Source organism: Pantoea sp. 1B4, assembly GCF_016925765.1.
Lineage (GTDB): Bacteria > Pseudomonadota > Gammaproteobacteria > Enterobacterales > Enterobacteriaceae > Pantoea > Pantoea agglomerans.
In genome coordinates, this window is sequence record NZ_JAEUWZ010000001.1 from 3,301,296 (window position 1) to 3,316,505 (window position 15,210).

14 protein-coding genes and 1 pseudogene are annotated in these 15,210 nt (G+C 52.9%); 3 read left to right on the forward strand and 12 right to left on the reverse strand.

From position 1 onward, the window contains the following. A pseudogene (locus JNO11_RS15830) lies at nucleotides 1-2,374 on the reverse strand (TonB-dependent receptor). 239 nt (nucleotides 2,375-2,613) lie between these two features. Between JNO11_RS15830 and JNO11_RS15835 the strand changes: the two are divergent. After that, nucleotides 2,614-2,910 (forward strand): SelT/SelW/SelH family protein, encoded by a 297-nt coding sequence (locus JNO11_RS15835; protein WP_010248912.1) that lies wholly within the window; start codon nucleotides 2,614-2,616, stop codon nucleotides 2,908-2,910. An 8-nt stretch (nucleotides 2,911-2,918) separates the two neighbouring features. Here JNO11_RS15835 and JNO11_RS15840 read toward each other — a convergent pair whose 3' ends face one another. The 8 genes from JNO11_RS15840 to JNO11_RS15875 all read right to left on the reverse strand — a co-directional run bounded on the left by JNO11_RS15840 (nucleotide 2,919) and on the right by JNO11_RS15875 (nucleotide 9,902). Continuing rightward, nucleotides 2,919-3,458: a PadR family transcriptional regulator gene (locus JNO11_RS15840; RefSeq protein WP_010248915.1), complete on the reverse strand. Its 540-nt coding sequence runs from the start codon at nucleotides 3,456-3,458 to the stop codon at nucleotides 2,919-2,921. Between the two features lie 72 nt (nucleotides 3,459-3,530). After that, entirely contained in the window at nucleotides 3,531-4,313 is a 783-nt protein-coding gene (locus JNO11_RS15845) for a siderophore-interacting protein (RefSeq protein WP_033785619.1), read from the reverse strand. A gap of 331 nt (nucleotides 4,314-4,644) precedes the next feature. Next, a complete protein-coding gene (locus tag JNO11_RS15850) occupies nucleotides 4,645-4,839 on the reverse strand; it encodes a hypothetical protein (protein ID WP_010671084.1) in 195 nt (64 codons plus the stop codon). A gap of 218 nt (nucleotides 4,840-5,057) precedes the next feature. Further along, nucleotides 5,058-5,927, reverse strand: coding sequence for a helix-turn-helix domain-containing protein (locus JNO11_RS15855; protein ID WP_010671085.1), 870 nt, complete (start codon nucleotides 5,925-5,927; stop codon nucleotides 5,058-5,060). A 218-nt stretch (nucleotides 5,928-6,145) separates the two neighbouring features. Further along, nucleotides 6,146-6,319: a DUF2474 domain-containing protein gene (locus tag JNO11_RS15860; protein WP_325177482.1), complete on the reverse strand. Its 174-nt coding sequence runs from the start codon at nucleotides 6,317-6,319 to the stop codon at nucleotides 6,146-6,148. A 1-nt stretch (nucleotide 6,320) separates the two neighbouring features. Further along, a complete protein-coding gene (gene cydB / locus JNO11_RS15865; protein WP_010248926.1) occupies nucleotides 6,321-7,325 on the reverse strand; it encodes a cytochrome d ubiquinol oxidase subunit II in 1,005 nt (334 codons plus the stop codon). A gap of 1 nt (nucleotide 7,326) precedes the next feature. Next, nucleotides 7,327-8,739, reverse strand: a complete 1,413-nt coding sequence (locus tag JNO11_RS15870) for a cytochrome ubiquinol oxidase subunit I (RefSeq protein WP_010671087.1) — start codon at nucleotides 8,737-8,739, stop codon at nucleotides 7,327-7,329. 782 nt (nucleotides 8,740-9,521) lie between these two features. Beyond that, nucleotides 9,522-9,902 carry a helix-turn-helix domain-containing protein gene (locus JNO11_RS15875; protein ID WP_010248931.1) on the reverse strand — a complete coding sequence of 127 codons (381 nt, stop codon included), beginning with the start codon at nucleotides 9,900-9,902 and terminating at the stop codon, nucleotides 9,522-9,524. Nucleotides 9,903-10,000: 98 nt separating this feature from the next. Between JNO11_RS15875 and JNO11_RS15880 the strand changes: the two genes are divergently transcribed. Together JNO11_RS15880 and treF are read left to right on the forward strand one after the other, a co-directional pair. After that, entirely contained in the window at nucleotides 10,001-10,858 is an 858-nt protein-coding gene (locus tag JNO11_RS15880; RefSeq protein WP_050679657.1) for an SDR family oxidoreductase, read from the forward strand. Between the two features lie 352 nt (nucleotides 10,859-11,210). Then, nucleotides 11,211-12,869 (forward strand): alpha,alpha-trehalase TreF, encoded by a 1,659-nt coding sequence (gene treF / locus JNO11_RS15885; RefSeq protein WP_045139632.1) that lies wholly within the window; start codon nucleotides 11,211-11,213, stop codon nucleotides 12,867-12,869. 80 nt (nucleotides 12,870-12,949) lie between these two features. Here the strand turns inward: treF and JNO11_RS15890 are convergent, their stop codons facing one another. From JNO11_RS15890 to JNO11_RS15900, 3 genes are all read right to left on the reverse strand, one after another. Further along, nucleotides 12,950-13,456 carry a DUF892 family protein gene (locus tag JNO11_RS15890; protein WP_064689980.1) on the reverse strand — a complete coding sequence of 169 codons (507 nt, stop codon included), beginning with the start codon at nucleotides 13,454-13,456 and terminating at the stop codon, nucleotides 12,950-12,952. A 10-nt stretch (nucleotides 13,457-13,466) separates the two neighbouring features. Next, the gene (locus tag JNO11_RS15895) at nucleotides 13,467-13,949 is read right to left on the reverse strand and encodes a DUF892 family protein (RefSeq protein WP_033758778.1); all 483 of its coding nucleotides are present in this window, start codon (nucleotides 13,947-13,949) and stop codon (nucleotides 13,467-13,469) included. Nucleotides 13,950-14,455: 506 nt separating this feature from the next. Then, the gene (locus JNO11_RS15900; RefSeq protein WP_004571242.1) at nucleotides 14,456-14,620 is read right to left on the reverse strand and encodes a general stress protein; all 165 of its coding nucleotides are present in this window, start codon (nucleotides 14,618-14,620) and stop codon (nucleotides 14,456-14,458) included. Nucleotides 14,621-15,210 lie beyond the last annotated feature (590 nt).

A 15,210-nucleotide genomic window follows, 5' to 3' on the forward strand; every position in this document is an offset into this window, starting at 1 on the left:
TCAAAAATCGACGTTAACACCTAACTGGAAAGTACGGCCCGGCATCACGGCCAGCGCCTGATCGTTGCGCTCCTGCTGAGTGGCGCTGGTCAGTTCACGGCTGCTGAGGTAATCCCGGTATTTGCGATCGGTTATGTTGTAAAGCCCGCCACTCAGCCTGACGTTGTGCGCGACACGCCAGTAAGCGGTCATATCCACCATGCCATAACCCGGCACCCGCATGTAATCGGTGCTGGAGTCGGCCAGGCTGCTGCCGTTGTTAGCGAAGCTTTCGCGGTTAGTCGCACTGGCTTGCTTACCTTTGACAAAGGTAGCGGTAACGGCGGCACCGTAGCCGCGCGCCTCATCATCCCAGGCGAGTCCGACGATCGCTTTCATCGGGGCAACACTCTCAAGGTCGATGTAGCGGTCACCAAGGTAGCTCGACTTTGCCGCGCCCTGCGTGTAACCAAACGCCAGATTGGCGCTAAGACCCTCGACCTCGCTGAACCAGCTGCCGAAGTTCACTTTACTGCTGATTTCAGCCCCGTAGATGTAGGCTTTATCGCGGTTCTCCGCCTGATAGGTGGTGTAAATGTTGGCAGGCACATTGACGAACTGACCCGGATTAGCCGCCCGGCTGTAGCGGGTAAAGGCAATAAAGTTTTTATAGTCGTTATAAAAAGCGGCAGCGTTAAGCGTGACGCCTTTTTGCCACCTCTCCTTTTACACCCCACTCGTAGTTGTTGCTGGTTTCGGTTTTCAGATCTGCATTACCAATCAGCGCATACTGCGCGGTGCCGGCATAGCTGGAGCCAAGGTTCCATGAACCATAAAGCTGGGTATCGTTGGGGAACTGCGCGCCACGGGTATATTGCAGATAAGTCATCAGCTTCGGTGTCAGATCGTACTGGAAGGCGATCGACGGCAATACCTGCGTGTCGCTGTTTGGCGATCCATAGAGCGCTGAAACTTCGCTGGCGTCGAGCACGCTACTGTTCGTGGTCAGCGTCGCCACATCACGCGGTCGGGTGTTCTGATAGGCCACGCGCGCGCCTGGCACGATGGCCGCCCGATGTCCGTCAGCATCGAAGCTGATGGTATCCTGCAGATAACCACCCACGCTGTAGCTGCGACTGTTAGCCTGCGGCTGCATGATCGCAGTAAAAGCACTGGCTGGCGGTGACTGACGGAAAGGTCGCTCAGTATCCACCAGGCGCGCATTCAGCCCGGCACTCAGTTCATGTCGCCCGACGCTTTTAAGCGCGCGGGTGTCAAAACCGTAGCTGTCGCTGTTGTAGTCGGAATAGACGGTTTGCCTGGCGGTGGCACTCGACGGCATGCGGGTGTTGTCATGCGCCTGGGTCTGCTGCCAGTAAACGCGGGTCGTCAGGCTGTCGATCAGGTCATTGTAAGGGGTGTACTCATCCGCCAGGCTGATGCCCCAGCGGCGGGTATCACTCTGCTGCTGTGCCGTCCCCCAGACTGTATTGCCTGAAGTGCTCCAGCTGTCGTAATGGCTGTGGTGGGTTTTGTGATAGTAATCGACCGTAGCGCTGAGCTTGTGAGCATCATTGGGCTGCCAGATGCCGGAGGTCATAAAGGCGTCGGAGTGCCAGTTAGCGGGATACGCATCCAGCGTGCCGCTGTTATTACGGGTCTGCTGACCGTCGCGGCGGCTGTAAACAAAGATGCCACGCAGTTCATCGTCACCGGCAGCGGCGGTGATGCCGTTATGCCAGCTGCGACTGGATGAGTCATAGTCGCTCTGATAACTGAACGCGGTCGCTTTTCCGGGATGCAGGTAATCGTCGGGAGACTTATTACGGAACGAGACATTGCCGCCAATCGAGGTGTTCGGCTGTTCCACTGCTGTGGCGCCCTTCTCAATCTCAATACGGCCAAACATATAAGGATCGATGTAATCGCGGCCAATGCCAAAGCTGTCGAGACCTGCGCGTCCTACATAGCTGCGGCCAGTGGCCTGCGGCAACGGAATGCCGTCCACATCCAGACCGACGCGGTTGCTTTCGAGGCCACGAATGTTGTAGCCGGTATAACCGGCCCGATCAAAACCGCTCTTACCGGCTGATGAACCGCCACGGGTACCGGTAGCACTGATCAGCGGTTCATAGCGCATGATCGATCCAAAGTCAGTGGCACCACGCTGTTGCAGATCGCTGGCAGAGAGCGAGGTTTTACTGCCTGCCGTTTTTTTGATTTCCGGTGCCGTCACCGTCATTACCGGTTCGGCACTGCTGCCATAGCGGTCAGAAAGGGCTAGGGTGGCAGATTCACTGCCCGCAGCATAAGTGCAGGTGGTATTGATGAAGGTGGCGAGCAACGCCAGTTGAGTCAGACGCGGTTGCGTCAATCTCCGAAAACGTGGTGACATAGGCGCGAATTACCTGATTAATTGTTAGTATTCGCTCACTTGCTTACTGGCAACAGTAAAACGGCTCCGCATAAAAGCCGTGAAAAGTCAGAACATCAGGCTGGTGTAGTAATTATCGCCCGGAATTTAATGCAACTGATAATCATTATCAATCTTATTTACATTTAGATATAAACCACAGCGCACAAATTGTTAACCCGAATGCATTGGCATTTATCAACACGTAAAGGAATAGAGTTATGGCGCAAAAACCTGTGGTTGTTATTCACTACTGTATGCAATGCAACTGGCTGATGCGGTCAGCGTGGATGGCACAGGAACTTCTGCATACGTTCGCTGAGGATCTGGCGGAGGTGACGCTGAAACCGGGCACCGGAGGTATCTTTGAGATTACGCTGGATGAGCATCTGCTGTGGGAACGTAAGCGGGATGGTGGCTTCCCGGATGCGACCACGCTGAAACAGCGTGTACGGGACATCTGCTTCCCGGATCGTACGCTGGGCCACATCGACAAACACAAAACTGAAGTCAGCTAACTCCGCGATTAGCTGAGGGTGATTTTTTCTGCCGCGTCGTGCAGCGCTTTAATCAGCGTCTGCAGCGCGGCTTCTGAGATATCTTCCTGCGCAAGCCGCCGGTTCAGCGCGACCTTCAGCCCATGAATCGCCTGCTCAACAGCAGGAATGCTGCGGTTATTGACCAGAATCGCCAGCGTAGAGAGACGTGTAATCAGGCTGCTGACCGTTTCACGGTTCTCTGCCAGATGCGCCTCTCCCGCTGCCGTCAGGCGGTAGGCTTTACGCGTTGCCTGCGCATCCACCACCTGAATCGCCTCCATCTCTTCCAGCAGCGTCAGGTTGGGGTAAATGATCCCCGGACTGGGCGAATACTCTCCCTTTGACAGCTCCTCAACAGACTTGATCAGCTCATAGCCGTGCGCAGCATTCTGCGCCAGGAAATGGAGCATCAGCAGGCGAATCTCACTCGCTTCCAGCATCTTTTCACGTCGCTTGCGCCGTCCGCTGCAACTGCCTGCGCGCGCAGTCTGATCGTCAGATGAAGTGGAAGTCGGATGCTGTTTCATGGCCTGCCCTGCTGCGAAAAAGTGGGATTGATGGTAGTGCGCCGCCTGGCAAAACTCAATTGCCTTAGCGGCTTACTTCTGGTGCCAGTAGGCCACCGCCCGTACGAAGTCACTGTTGAGGCCGCGCTGCACCGTAAAGTAGTCACACAGCGATTTAACAAACTCACCTTCGCCGGTCAGCCAGACAAAGTAATCTTCCGTCGGGATAGTGATCTGATCCAGCCGGGCAATCAGCTGGCTGAGCTGCGCTTTCTGCATCTGGCCGCTGCCGAGCCAGTTTGTCGTCACATCAGCCGTATCAGATAAATAGTCGCGGCCTGTCGCTTCATCGGTAAAGGCATAGAGATGCAGCGCCTGCGCCCGGGCGTCACGCTGACGGCGCGCAAAAGCCGGCAGCCCGGTTTCATCACAGACATAGAGCTGGAATGCGTAATCGGTCGGCACCACCAGCGAGCCGCGTGGCCCGCCGACAATCAACCGATCGCCAGGCTGCGCCTGAGTTGCCCAGTCACTGGCTACGCCCTGCTCATGAATATAGAAATCGAGGGTCAGTGAAGATTCACCATCGAATTCCAGCGGTGTGTAATCACGCGCCTGCGGACGCAGCCCTTCGGGCCAGACAATCCCCGCATCGGTGATTTGTGGCAGAGCCAGTGTGGCTCCTTCAGCGGAAGGGAAGAAAACCTTAATGTGGTCATCAAAGCCTGGCGACGTAAAACCCGCCAGATCGCTGCCGCTGAACCGGATACGCCAGAATTTACCGGCAATGTTAGTTTTACTCGCGACCTGGATATGACGGAAACGCAATTCATTACGGACGCGCTGTGGTACACGCTGATCGGCTGATACAGGCAAAATTTCTCTCCTGAAACGGGATGGATGCCCGTGACTCAAGGGCATGCTGACAATAATGGAATAACAATCATTCTCACCTGAAGTGCCAAGATTAGCTATGATATATCTTCACTACAAGAACGAAAAATGCGATCCAGCGGCTTAAGATATATTTTATGCCTGTACGGGTGTGCGTAGTGCAGACGAAGAGCGGCCCTGATAAGAGCGTTCAGAGAGAGGTAAGCAGCAGGTGCGGCGTGTTTACGGGGGCAGGCAGAGAAGGCGGAAACTGTCCGGCTCCTGACGAGTCGGGCATGATGTTGCGCCGCACATTCTGGCAGCGCGTGACCACTTACAGTGTGTCGTTGAATCCTGAGAGGGAAGGATTGCTGCTGGTGTGTTCCGGCAGCTCACCATCACCCAGAATTTCATGCTGGGTGGCCTGAGAGTGCGGATGCAGTCCGGCAGGAGGTGAAAAAGGTTCAGCCTGTTGTGCCATCGCCATGACAGGCAATGCCAGGATCAGTGAAATCATTAAGCGTCGCATAGTTGTCTTCGTTTGTTTTTTTGACCAGAAAAGGCCTGAAATGCAGGTAAATATTCCAGCCCTGGCACAGATGCACGATGATTCAGGCATGGCAGGGTTTCGGGAGAGGATTTTACGCCAGAACGGCGAGTTATTTTATAAAATCGTGCGGTTTGTCACGGTTTACCGCACGAATTATGCATTAACAGGGTCGGGAGCCACACACCCTGCCCTGCTGGCTACGCCTGCATCACCGGAATAGAAAAAACGCCGCTCAGCCAGTCAGGCTTACAGTGCGCAAAATCGAGACGCAGCAGATCTTTACCTGGACGACGCGATACACCCAGTGCTGGCAGATGCTGATAGTAGATATCCTCGATAAAGCGTGTCAGCTGCTCCGGGCTGCCGCTCCAGCGGATCGACGCATAGAGTCCACTAACCTCGCTCCAGCTGGCGGTGTTGTCACCCAGCAGCCCGGCATGTTGCGGCTCCAGCGCCTGAAACAGGCTGATATTTTGCTGATCAGCAGAGCTATGGCCCGGGCCATACTGAAAGCCTAACCAGCCCTGCGACACGCGGCCGCCCGCCAGCGCCACCAGTTGCCGCGCCTGTTCAGCCACCCGGTGATCGCGATCGGCAATGTAATCGCCAAACTTACACTCCCACTCCAGCGTTTCTCCGCACAGATGCAGCTCTTCCTCACGCTCCACCAGCGTTGCACGCTCTGCCAGCGATCGCACCAGAATGCGGCCATGGAAGTTTTTAACCGGCAAATGGGGAATACGGCGAAACGCACCAGGCGTCAGCGAAAAGTGACCTTTGAATACCCGGGTAAAATTTTGCTGGTTATCAAAACCAAAACGTACGGCGATATCGATCAGCGTCATGCGCGTCAGACGCAGCGCCATAGCGGCCATCGTCAGACGCCGTTTACGGGTGTAAGCCGCCAGGGTCTGTCCGGTCATCTCCTTAAACATGCGCTGCATGTGCCATTTGGAATAACCTGACTTGAGGGTAATCTGATCGATATTAAGATCGTCGGTGAGATTGGCTTCAATCCACTCGACCAGATCGTTGATGTGCTGTTTTTTAATGGCCTGACTGAGCATGATGGCGATTTACGACGCGGGTTAGGACTGGGATTTCAGTTACAAAAGAATAACAAAAATCGCAAATCGGTGTAAGGAAAGGGTAAGCATTGCGCGCCCGTTCAGGGCGTTTCCGCATTAATTGCTTAGGTTACTAACTAAAAAAGGCTGACTGTCGTCAGCCTTCTGATTATTGATAAAAACTGCGCCGGATAGCTGTAAGACGGAGCCTGCGACAACTAATGACTGCGCATTCCGGCCGCTGTCATCATCATGCGGAACAGCGAGGCGACAACGCCTAGCGCAAGTACGCTGGCGGCATAGATAAACACCAGCCACATCACACGCTTCCACCATGGCGCTTTCGTTTCTTCATTGTGATTGTGGTCTTTCATGCTCCTGAGGCTTTTCATATCAATGATATCCTGCGTCTGCTTTGATTTTTCCACGGAACACGTAGTAGCTCCAGAAGGTGTAGCCCAGGATCATCGGGATAATCAGCAGGCTACCCACCAGCATAAAGGCCTGGCTCTGCGGCGGTGAGGCGGCAGCCCAGATGGTCACTGATGGCGGAATAATATTTGGCCAGATACTGATGCCCAGCCCGGAGAAGCCCAGGAAGATCAGCGCCAGCGTCAGCAGGAACGGTGAATAGTGCGCCTCGCGCTTAATGGCGCGCACAATGCCCCACGAACAGAGCAGCACCAATACCGGAACCGGCAGGAACAGGAACAGGTTGGGTTTGCTGAACCAGCGATGCGCGATATCCGCATGCGCAAACGGTGTCCACAGGCTGATGATGCCGATAATCACTAACAGCGCAATCACCAGCGGCGTAGCCAGCGCAGACATTTTACGGTGCAACTCATTCTCGGTCTTCATGATAAGCCAGGTGCAGCCCAGCAACGCGTAGGCAACAACCAGACCCACGCCGCAGAACAGCGGGAACGGTGCCAGCCAGTCCATTGCGGAACCGGCAAAACGGCGTCCCTCAACCGGAATACCATCCAGCAACGCACCCACGGCCACACCCTGACTGAAGGTGGCGATGACTGAACCGGCAATAAACGACTTGTCCCAGAACGCCCGATGGCCTTCTACGGCCTTGAAGCGGAACTCAAAGGCGACACCACGGAAAATCAGGCCAATCAGCATAGCGGTCAGCGGAATCGACAGCGCATCGGCAATCACCGCATAGGCCAGCGGGAACGCGCCGAACAGGCCAGCACCACCCAGAACCAGCCAGGTTTCATTTCCGTCCCAGACCGGCGCGACGGTGTTAACCATCATGTCGCGCTCGCCAGCATCTTTATTGAACGGGAACAGCAGACCAATACCCAGGTCGAAGCCATCCATCACGATATACATCAGGGTTGCGAAAACGATAATCGCAAACCAGATAACGGAATAATCGATCATCTTAGTGGTCTCCATCCTTAAAGGTGGCAGCGGAAAGCGGACGCGCCGGGGTTTTCTTCTGACCAGGACCACCCTCTTCGGTGATATGGCCTTCGCCGGTAACCGGTCCCTGCTTAATCAGACGCATCATGTAGTGATACCCCACGCCGAACACCGAGCTGTAGACCAGAATAAAGGCCAGCAGGCTGATGCTCATGTGCATATCCCCATGTGCCGAGACCGCATCAATCGTGCGCTGCACGCCATAGACCACCCACGGCTGACGACCGATTTCAGTGGTAAACCAGCCTGCCAGAATCGCAATCAGACCCGAGGGCCCCATCAACAGCGCAAACCACAGGAAAGGACGCGACTCATAGAGACGCCCTTTGAAACGCAGCCACAGGCTGACCACGCCCAGCGTAATCATCAGCAGGCCCAGCGCCACCATCACGCGGAAGGACCAGAAGATGACCGTTGAATTAGGCCGGTCCTCTTTCGGGAAGGACTTCAGCGCCGGGACCTGCTTGTCCAGGCTATGCGTCAGAATCAGGCTGCCAAGATAAGGCACCTCCAGCGCATATTTGGTACGTTCCTGCTCCATGTCGGGGATGCCGAACAGGATCAGCGGTGTGGCTTCACCCGGTGGGTTTTCCCAGTGCCCTTCAATCGCCGCGATTTTGGCAGGCTGGTGTTCCAGCGTATTCAGACCATGAGCATCACCAATCATCGCCTGAATCGGCGCGACAATCAGCGCCATCCACAACGCCATTGAGAACATCTTGCGGATAGCGGGATTGTTATTCCCCTTCAGCAGATGCCAGGCCGCCGACGATCCCACAAAGAAAGCACTCGCCAGGAACGCCGCTACGGACATATGGAACAGGCGATAAGGGAATGAGGGGTTAAAGACGATTTTGAACCAGTCCTGCGGAACCACGATGCCATTCTGGATGATGTAGCCCTGAGGCGTATGCATCCAGCTGTTAGAGGCCAGGATCCAGAAGGTGGAAATCAGCGTACCGAGGGCGACCATGCAGGTGGCAAAGAAGTGCAGCCCGGGACCCACGCGATTCCAGCCAAACAGCATCACGCCCAGGAAGCCCGCTTCCAGGAAGAACGCCGTCAGTACTTCATAGGTCAGCAGCGGACCGGTAATACTGCCAGCAAACTCCGAGAAGCCGCTCCAGTTCGTCCCGAACTGATAAGCCATGACCAGTCCTGATACCACACCCATCCCGAAGTTAACGGCAAAGATTTTCGACCAGAAGTGGTAGAGATCGCGATAGGTGTGATCGCGGGTTTTGAGCCACATACCTTCGAGCACGGCCAGAAAACTGGCGAGACCGATGGTGATGGCGGGAAAGATAATATGGAAGGAAACAGTAAATGCGAACTGAATCCTGGCCAGATGAAAGGCATCTAATCCGAACATTGCTTACCTCTTTGCCACATAGAACACCATGTATTTACTTATAATTAACAACTTAAGCCTGATGCGCCTGGTTCTCTGCGCTTATTGAAATTCCCGCCGCAAATTTAAAACTATTCGCGGCGAGGAAATAGAAACAGTGGGGTTAATGAAAACTATAACAGTCTTTATTGATTCTGATCATTGTTTTTGACGGGAATTATTTATTTAAAAATAAGGCCTAAAGGTTAATCAGAGCGTGTTTATGTGTCGTTAATGTTACGGTAATTTGTACTTTAAAAATCGATAGCGCTAAAGCGAACCTTGCCTGAAAAATGCCTTCAACAGGCTGTTTTCAGGCACTATTTTGTTATAAACCCTGATTGAGTAAAGGTCAAATTTTAGAGCCTCCAAATTAAATACCCTTATTTTTTAACAGGTTAAAAGAGTAAATAGTTACCTCTGCCGCTTTGTTTGCTTTTTTGCTTTTGCCTGGCTAATGCAGCTATAACTTCTGACAGAAAAAACGTAGAACGGCGCTTTTAAGCGCCATCAGAGATGTTAATAAAATGAGTCAAAAAAGAAGGTATGAATTAACAGCGCGCTGCGGGTAGTCGATTATTCCGGGCCAGAGATTCATAAAACGATTTAATAACCAGCAACCGTGCGAAAAGATCGACTGGATTATTTTCGCTGCCGTTACGTTATCGCGCTTTCAGGAAGTGAGATGACAGACAAATGGGGTCAGAAATTTTGCAGCGAGTATACCCATGCCGTCACGTTATGACGGCTGATACAGGGTGATTTTACTCTGCCGCAGATTTTTCGCGCTGTGCCAGAATCCGGCTCAGGTTCAGCTCCAGCCAGTCAGCCAGCCCCACAACCTGTTCACCGACTTCGCGTCCAAGCGGGGTTAAGCGATATTCCACGTGCGGTGGCACCACATCGTAGGCGATACGCTGCACGAAGCCATCTTCTTCCAGGTAGCGCAGATTCTGCGCCAGCATCCGCTCGCTGACGCCACCGACCGTCCGGCGCAACGCGCTGAAGCGCAGCGTCTGGTCCTGCAGGGCCAGCAGAATTAATACGCTCCAGCGGCTGGTTACGCGTTTCAGCACGTCACGTGACGGGCAGTTGACGTTGAGCAGTTCGCCGCGGATAAATTTTTCACTCATTTTTTCAGACATTTAACTTATCCACCTCAAACTAACAATTCTGTAAGTACTTACTAAAAATTAGTTTATACACTAGTCTGAATTTCACCAACAGCCACAGGAGTATTAACATGATTGCAGTTACAGGTGCCACCGGCCAGCTGGGCCGTTTCGTGATTGATGCATTACTGAAAAAAGTCCCGGCGGGAGAAATTATTGCCGCCGTCCGTACGCCTGCCAAAGCGGCCGATCTCGCAGCGCTGGGCGTCATTGTCCGTCAGGCCGATTATGGTCAGCCAGAGACGCTGGAGGCCGCTTTTGCAGGCGTGGATAAGCTGCTACTGATCTCCGGTAGTGAAGTGGGCCAGCGTGAAGCGCAGCATAAAGCCGTCATTGAGGCTGCTCGGGCGGCGGGCGTGGGCTTTATCGCTTACACCAGCCTGCTGCATGCGGATACCTCGCCGCTGGGCCTGGGCGTTGAACACCGCGCAACAGAAGCGCTGCTGAAAGCCTCTGGCATCCCGTTCGCCCTGCTGCGTAACGGCTGGTACAGCGAGAACTACGCAGCGAGCATCCCACCGGCGCTGGCGCATCATGCGTTTATTGGCGCAGCAGGCGAAGGTCGTATCGCCTCAGCAGCGCGTCAGGATTACGCCGAAGCGGCGGCAGAAGTAATGACCCGTGAGGATCAGGCGGGCAAAGTGTATGAACTGGCAGGTGATGACAGCTACACGCTGGCGCAGTTTGCTGCGGAGATTGCCGCGCAGAGCGGTGAAAAGGTTGATTACGTCAATCTCTCTCAGAGTGAGTTTGCGGCGGCGCTGAAAAACGCAGGCCTGCCAGAAGGTCTGGCGGAAATGCTGGCGGATTCTGATGCCGGTGCAGAGAAAGGCGGTTTGTTCGATGACTCCCGTCAGCTAAGCCAGCTCATCGGTCGCCCCACCACCACCTGGCAGGCAGTCATTCGCGCGGCGCTGGCAAATCGTTAATTCTGTCGTTCATGAGCGGACAATCGGGTCCGCTCACCTCACTCTCCTGTCCGAATTCCCGTTGGGTATGCCACTTTCTGCACTCTTTGCGGCTGCGGTTTCTTTTACAAAATGTGAATAAACGCCAGTTTTCTTCAGGTTAAATTTTTTTATTCAGGTCGCTAAGAGATTCATCTGAAATGCGTTTTTTGTGAACAGCGCTATATTTGGTTGAATTGTCTGGAATTTATCCAAAAACCTCGATTAATCGACAATATTTATTACGTTCATAGATATTCTGCATTGTTGTTCCGGGGGGAGGAGAGGTCTATAATTTGTCCTTTGTGCAACCACGACCGCTCAGGAGGCCGTTATTAATACCCATCGCCAGCAACAAAATGCACTTGAAGAGGTTCGTGCCGGGGCGGAAGTTGAGTATCAATACGATCCCCATGAACTGAAGCTGGATCGCATGCAGGATTCTGAACCGGAGCCGGAGCTGATTGAAGGCTTGCCGGCGCCGGATGCGCTGACCCCTGCCGATCGTTATCTGGAACTGTTTGAACATGTTCAGATGTCGCGGATTTTCGAGGACAGCAAAACCTTCCCCGACTGTTCGCCCAAGTACGATCCGCTGGATGTGCTGATGCGCTATCGTCGACAGAAACGCAGCAGTGATTTTGACCTGTCGCGTTTTGTCGCCGATCACTTTTATCTGCCTGGCGTAAACGAAAGCTTTTATGTCTCCAACCCGGATAAAACGCTCAATGAGCATATCGACGACCTGTGGCCGGTTCTGACCAAAATGCCGCAGCAGCATATGCCGCACTCATCGCTGCTGCCATTACCCAAACCCTATGTGGTGCCGGGCGGACGTTTTGGCGAAACCTACTACTGGGATTCTTACTTCACCATGCTCGGCCTGGCAGAATCGGGCCGTGACGATCTGCTGCGTCACATGGCGGATAACTTTGCCTGGTTGATCGATAACTACGGTCATGTGCCAAACGGCAACCGTACCTATTATCTCAGCCGCTCGCAGCCACCGGTGTTTGCCCTGATGGTTGAGCTGTTCGAAGAAGATGGCGTGCGCGGTGCTAAGCGCTATCAGGAACAGCTGATGAAGGAGTATCAGTTCTGGATGGACGGTGCTGGTTCACTGATGCCGAACCAGGCTTATCGTCACGTAGTGCGGATGCCAAACGGCTCACTGCTGAACCGCTACTGGGATGACCGCGATACGCCGCGTGATGAGTCGTGGATTGAAGATGTGGAAACCGCCCGCGAATCGAAACGTCCGGCCAGCGAAGTGTATCGTGACCTGCGTGCCGGAGCGGAATCGGGCTGGGATTACTCCTCGCGCTGGCTGCGTAACCCGAAACGGCTGTCGAGCATCCGTACCACGCAGTTTATTCCTATCGATCTGAACTCGTTCCTGTACAAGCTGGAGCTGATGATCGCCACCCTGTCGCACGCGAAAGGCGAAGAGCTGACCGCGCTGGCCTGGCAGAAAAAAGCGGAAGCGCGCAAGCGTGCGATTACCCGTTATCTCTGGGACAGCACCGCCGGTGTGTTCCGTGACTACGACTGGCGTCGGGAGCGTTTCGGTGCCTTTACCGTCGCCTCCGTGGTTCCGCTATTTGTCGGTCTTGCGACGCCGCATCAGGCGCACCTGCAATCGATCTCGCTGCGCCATCTGCTATTGAGCAACGGCGGCCTGCTGACCTCAATGGTGGAAAGCGGTGAGCAGTGGGATCGACCCAACGGCTGGGCACCGATGCAGTGGATGGCGGTTGTTGGCCTGAATAATTACGGTGAAGAGACGCTGGCGACTGAAGTGGCAGTGAACTGGCTCAACACGGTCAACAACTTCTATCAGTTGCACCATAAGCTGGTAGAGAAGTATGACATCAGCGGCGAGCGCGCCCGTCCTGGTGGCGGTGGTGAGTATCCGTTACAGGATGGATTCGGCTGGACTAACGGCGTCACACGTAAGCTGATGACGATGTATGGGCATTTAATGGCTGACTGAGTAGCGCAGCCGGTAAACCTTTAAAACGCAAAAAGCCGGGTTATCCCGGCTTTTTCATGTTTCATGCAGGCTATTCAGCGCTACTTCTTCGCTTCAGTGCCTGGTTGTGACGCACGTTGCAGGAACTGCTGTGTCACTTCAGGCAGGTGCTGCAGCAGCCACTCCGCCATCGCCACTTCCTGATCGCGGATCTCATTCAGTATGCGTACGCCCTGCGCATCACCAACCTGCTCAGCCGCAGCGATCAGGCTGGTGTAGCTGGCGATCTCGGCATTCTCGAATACATAGCCACTGATGGCGCCCTTCACCACTTCATCTGAGTTAAACATGCCGCCCACGGCCTGGCCGGTGGCTGCCATTTTGCCTATCGCATCTTTCATTACAGAGTGATCGATACCGTGGCTGTCGAGCAGCTGTTCCAGCAGAGTCAGCTGATGTTTAGTTTCATCCAGATGTTGCGCCAGACGCTGTTCCAGCGCCGGATAGTGTTCAAGACGACCTGACATCTTGCTCAGCATGCTTTCTGCTTGTTTTTCCATCGCATGCGCATCGCGCAGCCAGTCGTGATAATGTTCAATCGCAGTCATGTGTTGCTCCTTAAGAGACGGTAATAGACTCAGCTACCGAGGTGAGCTTCTCATCCGTTTGCTTCTCTTCATTCAGGGTTTCTTCCAGCAGCTGCGCGGCTTTGGTGTAACCCAGCTTCAGCGCCAGCGCATGCAGCGTACCGTAGGTGGCAATCTCATAGTGCTCAACTTTCTGCGCCGCACCGATCAGCCCCTGATCGCGAATCTCGCCTTTCTCGACCGAGTCGATAATTTCCTGCGCTTCTTCAACCAGACCTTCCAGCGCATGGCATTTCATTCGTTTGATTTTGACTTCAGGTGTTACTTCCACCAGTTCGTCGAGTCGTTCAATCTGAGCACGGGTCTCTTCCAGATGCTGATTAAACGCAGCGATAAGATTTTCGTCACTGGCTGCACGCGCCATTTTAGGCAATGCACGGGTTATCTGCTTCTCAGCGCTGTATACATCGGATAAGTCATGGATGAACAGATCGTTTAACGTTTTCACTGTCATAAGATAGCCTCATTGATTAAAAAGCTGCGTCTGTAATAACGCAGCGCCAGTCATATCGTTGACACCTGAAAAGTCTAGTGGAGATTCTTAATATCGCACGCAGCATCAGTATGAATTTAAGACAAAAGTGGCATATAAAATGCATTTTCCTTTTTTACAGCAAAGATTTAGCTGAATAATGTTTTTATCGTTGCCGCTTCGTTAGCTGCGCTGGATTTTGTACAAAGTAATAAATCGTTGTATACATTTTTTTAAGATTAACTGCATAAAAAAGTACCAGTCAAAAACTTACCTGTACAAAGTTGTATTTAATCGTATAGCTTTAATCAAGCGGAAATAAAAAAACCGGAAGGGTAAACCCTTCCGGTTCAATTAACAGCTCCCGCCATTGCCAATGATGGAGCAATGACATAATTCAGGGTGTAATTATCTTCACGAGGAACTAAACAGATTCAAAATGCCCGGCTAACAGAGTAACCCTGCCGTCACAGCAGTGTTAAAGACGTTCAGCTCCGGCGGCTAACCTTACCTCCCTTGCGCCCCGCTTCAATGGCACGTTCAGGATCGTTCTTGAAGTTACCGCCGCTTTTCTGGCCTCCTTTGCGTCCTGCTTCAGCAGCACGCTCTTTGTCGGCCGCAAAATTCCCGGCCCCACCGCGATATTGAGTCATATGCGTCCTCTTTGAATTTTAAAAATTGGAATTTGCACAGTTAACGCTTCATCAGGCCGATTCAGCAACATAAATGTAGACAGAAAATCGGACCGATCAAGTGAGATAAATAAAAAACCCGTCACAGTTCTGGCTTAATGATCGTACTACCCTCAACCGAAATGATAACGGATTCCAACCATCGCTCTTTTCAATTCATAAAAGAGCCGCGGCATGAAAAACCTTTATAACGAAAATCGCCGCGCCCTATTAATCGATCTTTTTCAAAAAAAGTCCAATTGAAAAAAATATAAGCGAAGCGGTAAATAGATAGATTAATCAACATCAGGTAGTGAAGATGATCAACAAACGATCAATTTCCCCAAGCGAAGCGCTAAATAGAAATTTAAAACCCTGCTTTTACGTCAAAAATAAGCGAAGCGTGACGCATTGATGGCACCAGTTAAAAATAGCCGGAATCGATCAATAAACGTTCAACTCTGCTGATTTAATGAAAATTTTTATTAAAAAGAGAGGTCAGATTTAGCGATGAAATTTGAATCTAAGCGAAGCGGATGAATTTCTGCTTCCTGAGGGCAAAAAACGGGTTT